The sequence below is a fragment of the Paenibacillus sp. 01T422 genome (genome assembly GCF_056398785.1).
This window is the reverse complement of the sequence record NZ_JBFTQB010000542.1, coordinates 1-4416: the sequence shown is the minus strand read 5'-3', so window position 1 is coordinate 4416 and position 4416 is coordinate 1. Positions and strand designations below refer to the sequence as shown.

Sequence of the window (4416 nt, the reverse complement as noted above, 5' to 3'; positions counted from 1 at the left end):
ACATAAGGGGGCGGGCAGGATGGTAAAGGAAAGCATGAAAAGCCGGCTGCTGAAAGCTGGATTACGGTTCATACAAGTGAATGCGATATGGAAAAAGTCAGGGGACACCTTGCGAATAGAAGTGGAAAATAGGCAGCGCAAAGAAAGTTATGAACCGCCTAAGAATATGCTTAAGAAGTATGATTGTCACAAATATGAGGCAAATGGTCATGCATATTATGTGGTGAAACCTTTGGATCAAGAAGCGGGAAACAAGCATATCTTCTACTTGCACGGCGGTGGCAATGTGCTCAGAATCACTTCGCTGCACTGGGAGTTTATTGCGTATTTGATTGATGAGTTGCATTGTACAGTCACGGTACCGATGTATCCACTTGCGCCTGAGCATAATCACAAAGATGTTTTTGAGATGATCATTCCTCTGTATCGTCAAGTGTACTCGGAAGTGGAGGAAGGAGATCTTGTCGTGATGGGAGATTCTGCTGGCGGCGGGATAAGCTTAGCTTTGGCACAATTGCTGCGGGAGATGGGGCTTAAGCAACCTGGGAATATCATCTTGATTTCCCCTTTGCTCGATATGACTTTCAGTCATCCCATGATAAAAATGATTGAGAAACAAGATATGATCTCAGCAACGCCGGCGCTGCATGATATTGCCAAGTGGTACGCGGGTGAGGAAAGTGTGAAGCATTATTTGGTAAGTCCAATCTTCGGGAACTTCCATGACTTGGGAAGGATCAGCGTGTATATCGGAACGCATGATATCTTATATCCTGATGCGAATAAATTTAGTAAACTCGCTGGCATGCAGGGCATTCCGATAAATTATTATGAATACCCGGCGATGGTTCACGTTTGGCCGTTATTCCCGATTCCGGAGGGTAAGAAGGCACGTGAGCAGATGATCCATACAATCCAATCGACTTAAAGAAATTCTTACAAATGCCCTTGACAGTTGTCACGATTTGGAATGATAATAAAAACGACTAAGTAGTCATTTTAATAGAGAGAACAGATGAGGAGGATTTCAATGACTAAACACCAAGACAATTTAACTAAATATGCGTCTTTGGCCATACAACTAGGAATTAATGTGCAGCCAGGACAGACACTAGTCATTTTCGCACCTCTAGTATCAGTGGATTTCGTACGCTTATTAGTCAAACGTGCTTATGAAATAGGGGCAAAGCTTGTCTATGTGGAATGGTCTGACAGTGAAATTACACGGTTGAAATATGAATTAGCGCCATTCGAAGCACTATTTGAACACCCCATGTGGCAAGCAAAAGGTTATGAAGAGCTAGCAAGCCAAAATGCTGCTTTCCTATATGTATCTGCAAATAATCCGGATCTGATGAATGGCATTGATCCTAAGCGCCTTCAAACCGCAAGTAAAACATCAAGCACGGCAACCAAAGGGCTAACGATGGCAAGATTAACAAACAAAGTGAGCTGGACTATCGTCGCTGTGCCAACACCAGCTTGGGCGGATAAAGTGTTCCCACTACTTCCGCAAGAGGAGCGGGTTGATGCCTTATGGAGCGCCATCTTCCAAGCAACGCGGGTTGCGAAAGAAGATCCGATCGAAGAATGGAGAAATCATGCCAATACGTTGCTTGCCAAATCTGATTTACTGAATCAGAAGCAGTATAAGGCGCTGCACTACCGTGCGGAAGGTACGGACATAACGGTCGCATTACCTCAGGACCATATATGGGTATCGGCTGGCAGCAATAATCAGCAGGGAGATAGCTTTATCGCCAATATGCCAACAGAAGAAGTGTTCACATCTCCGTTACGATCTGGTATCAATGGGACCGTTAGAAGTACAAAGCCGCTGAGCTATAACGGCGTTCTTATCGAAAATTTCTCTCTCACCTTTGAAGAGGGGAAGATTATTCATTTTCAAGCGGAAAAAGGCGAAGAGATGCTGCGAAGCCTCGTTGAGATGGATGAAGGCTCTCATTATTTGGGGGAGGTTGCGCTTGTTCCGCATCGCTCGCCGATCTCCGATATGAATCTAATTTTCTATAACACATTGTATGACGAAAATGCATCTTGCCATTTTGCGATCGGCAGGGCATTTCCGTTTTGCTTGAAAGGTGGCGTCACGATGAGCGGCGACGAACTGCTGAAATGTGGATTAAACGAAAGTTTGACGCATGTAGACTTTATGATGGGTTCGGCTGATCTGGACATCGATGGGATTAAGATGAATGGCGAAGTAGAACCGTTATTCCGCAGCGGGGATTGGGTAATTTAATAGAAAACGGAGGAGCAGCATGTCACCGAAAGTTACGCAAGCCTACAAAGAAGAGAAAAAGGCGATCATTCTTGAGGGAGCGCTCCACTGCTTTACGGAAAAAGGCTTCCAGGCTACGACGATGGATGATATTGTTCGGCATTTGGGGATTAGCAAAGGCGCTATTTACAGCTATTTTGCCAGTAAGGAAGAGATGTACATCCAAATGGCTGACGATAAAATGAATGCCATGCGGGAGAATTCGACAGAACTCTTCAAGAGCATGCCAAGCGCAGCGGATCAAATCCGCTACATGTACAGCCGGTTTCGCGGCCAATCGCTGAGCGAGCTTCGCAGATGGATGGCCTTTCATTTGGAATTTATGCTGTATGCTGCGCGCCAGCCTCAGTTAACGCAGCGATGGAGTGATTACGCTGACAAAGCCTTCGTGTTTATCGAGGAAATCATGGATGCCGGCAAACAATCAGGCGAATTTCGGTCGGATTTGGATAGCGCGGCTGCTTCCCGGTTATTCTGGTCAATTCGGGATGGTCTCGCGCTGCAGTACATGTTAAGTGGTGAGGAAGCCAACTATACGCGCACAATTGACGATATGGAAAGTATGGTATTCCGCTATATCGTGGGGTAACTCTTTGAACCGGAGGAGGAAGGTTATGATTTTCAAAAACATGAGTGAAATGTCAGCGGAAGATTTGGTGGCGCTTTGGAATAGAGGATTCGAAGGATATTATCTCAACAGTACGCTGGATTTGAGCAAATTTATGGCAAGAACTGTTCATGAAGGTCTCTCCTTGGAGCATTCGCTCGTGATGCTTGAAAATAAGGAGCCGATTGGATTCGTCATGAACGGATTTCGCACGATTGATGGGAGCAAGGTGGCATGGAATGGCGGTACCGGAATTGTCCCTGAGTATAGGGGTAAAGGATTCGGAAAGCATCTAATGTTGAGAAACTTGCAATTATATCAAGAGCAGGGTGTGGACATTGCTTTACTTGAAGCGCTTGTGCAAAATGAAGCTGCCATTAAGCTTTACCAAAAAGTTGGCTACGAGATTACTGAACAGCTTGTCTGCTTGCAGCATACGGGTGAGCTGAATGTTAAACAGCTGGAAACAGAATTCCCTGGACGATATGTCTTGCGTCGGGGACATCCTGTTGAAGTTATGGCTGTGCCATTCAATAGGCCGATGTCTGCCTGGCAGACACAGTGGCCTAGTATGAAAGGCGGAGAAAGCATACTTGTAACGGATGCCGAGGAAGTGGTTGGTTATGCGCTAGTCAAGCGAGTTTATGCGGAGAATGGCAGCTTGACATCGTTCGTACTTTATCAATGTGAAGCAAGACCAGGACGTAAGGATGAAATTGAGATTTTGAAAGCGGCTTTAAGGGAAGTATTCGCGCCACTAGCCTCTACATGTACACGATTAACGATGAATATTAGACACTCCAATGAGGAGTTAAATGGGCTGCTTGCGAGCTTAGGCTTTACATCTTTTGTCGATCAGGTACATATGCTGCGAAACATTTGAATGTGTGTTAGCTTGGAACATTTGAAGCTGACGTATTAGTTTGACATAGGGCGCATATGAATCGATATGAGACGAAAAACGAATATATGGAGGGGTGCCCCATGTCTTTTTTTGACAAAGTCAAACAAGGTGCAACGGATGCCGCGAAGAAAGCTCAGCAAACCGTTGAGCTGACGAAGCTTAAAGCGCAAGTCTCTTCCAAGGAGAAGGAAATAGAGAAATTTTATAATCTTATTGGAGAGTCCGTGTATGCCGCTTATATGTCGGGTGATATGGCCCGCACTGGTGAGATTGTAGAGAGATTCAGTCTTGGTATTGACGCGGTCAAGCAGGAAATTGTTGTTTTGGATCAAAAAATCATTGAGTTGCGCAATGAGAAAGAATGCGTTTGCGGTAAAGTTGTTGTGGCCGACACCAAGTTTTGTTCAGTTTGTGGCCATCAGTTTTAGGAGCGTGGAGACAGTCTGTTGAGACTGTCTTTTTTTGTTGCATTAGCTACTCTACGTACCTTCCACCATCACACTATTCACCATACAGCCAACTTCCACCTCAATTGCCAATAACAAATTTCAATAAACTAGCGTGAATTCCGCTGAAGCTCGGTTGCAGTCTCCCCTCCAGGAG

General features: G+C 45.2%; 5 protein-coding genes. All 5 read left to right on the top strand.

Translation table 11 applies throughout. The annotated features are described in order from the left end of the window. The first annotated feature begins 19 nt into the window (after positions 1–19). The 5 genes from AC1DUA_RS25365 (at position 20) to AC1DUA_RS25345 (ending at position 4241) form a co-directional block, all read left to right on the top strand. The gene (locus tag AC1DUA_RS25365) at positions 20–928 is read left to right on the top strand and encodes an alpha/beta hydrolase fold domain-containing protein (protein WP_477502408.1); all 909 of its coding nucleotides are present in this window, start codon (positions 20–22) and stop codon (positions 926–928) included. 102 nt (positions 929–1030) lie between these two features. After that, positions 1031–2263, top strand: coding sequence for an aminopeptidase (locus tag AC1DUA_RS25360; RefSeq protein ID WP_477502407.1), 1233 nt, complete (start codon positions 1031–1033; stop codon positions 2261–2263). Positions 2264–2282: 19 nt separating this feature from the next. Further along, complete coding sequence (locus tag AC1DUA_RS25355) at positions 2283–2891, top strand: TetR/AcrR family transcriptional regulator (RefSeq protein WP_477502406.1); 609 nt, start codon at positions 2283–2285, stop codon at positions 2889–2891. Between the two features lie 25 nt (positions 2892–2916). Then, on the top strand, positions 2917–3792 hold the full coding sequence (locus AC1DUA_RS25350) for a GNAT family N-acetyltransferase (protein WP_477502405.1): 876 nt from the start codon (positions 2917–2919) through the stop codon (positions 3790–3792). Positions 3793–3893: 101 nt separating this feature from the next. Next, positions 3894–4241 (top strand): hypothetical protein, encoded by a 348-nt coding sequence (locus tag AC1DUA_RS25345; protein WP_477502404.1) that lies wholly within the window; start codon positions 3894–3896, stop codon positions 4239–4241. Positions 4242–4416 lie beyond the last annotated feature (175 nt).

Bases quoted from the DNA above. Each gene is read 5' to 3' on its own strand.
- AC1DUA_RS25365 (WP_477502408.1), top strand. From the start codon at position 20: ATGGTAAAGGAAAGCATGAAAAGCCGGCTGCTGAAAGCTGGATTACGG.
- AC1DUA_RS25360 (WP_477502407.1), top strand. From the start codon at position 1,031: ATGACTAAACACCAAGACAATTTAACTAAATATGCGTCTTTGGCCATA.
- AC1DUA_RS25355 (WP_477502406.1), top strand. From the start codon at position 2,283: ATGTCACCGAAAGTTACGCAAGCCTACAAAGAAGAGAAAAAGGCGATC.
- AC1DUA_RS25350 (WP_477502405.1), top strand. From the start codon at position 2,917: ATGATTTTCAAAAACATGAGTGAAATGTCAGCGGAAGATTTGGTGGCG.
- AC1DUA_RS25345 (WP_477502404.1), top strand. From the start codon at position 3,894: ATGTCTTTTTTTGACAAAGTCAAACAAGGTGCAACGGATGCCGCGAAG.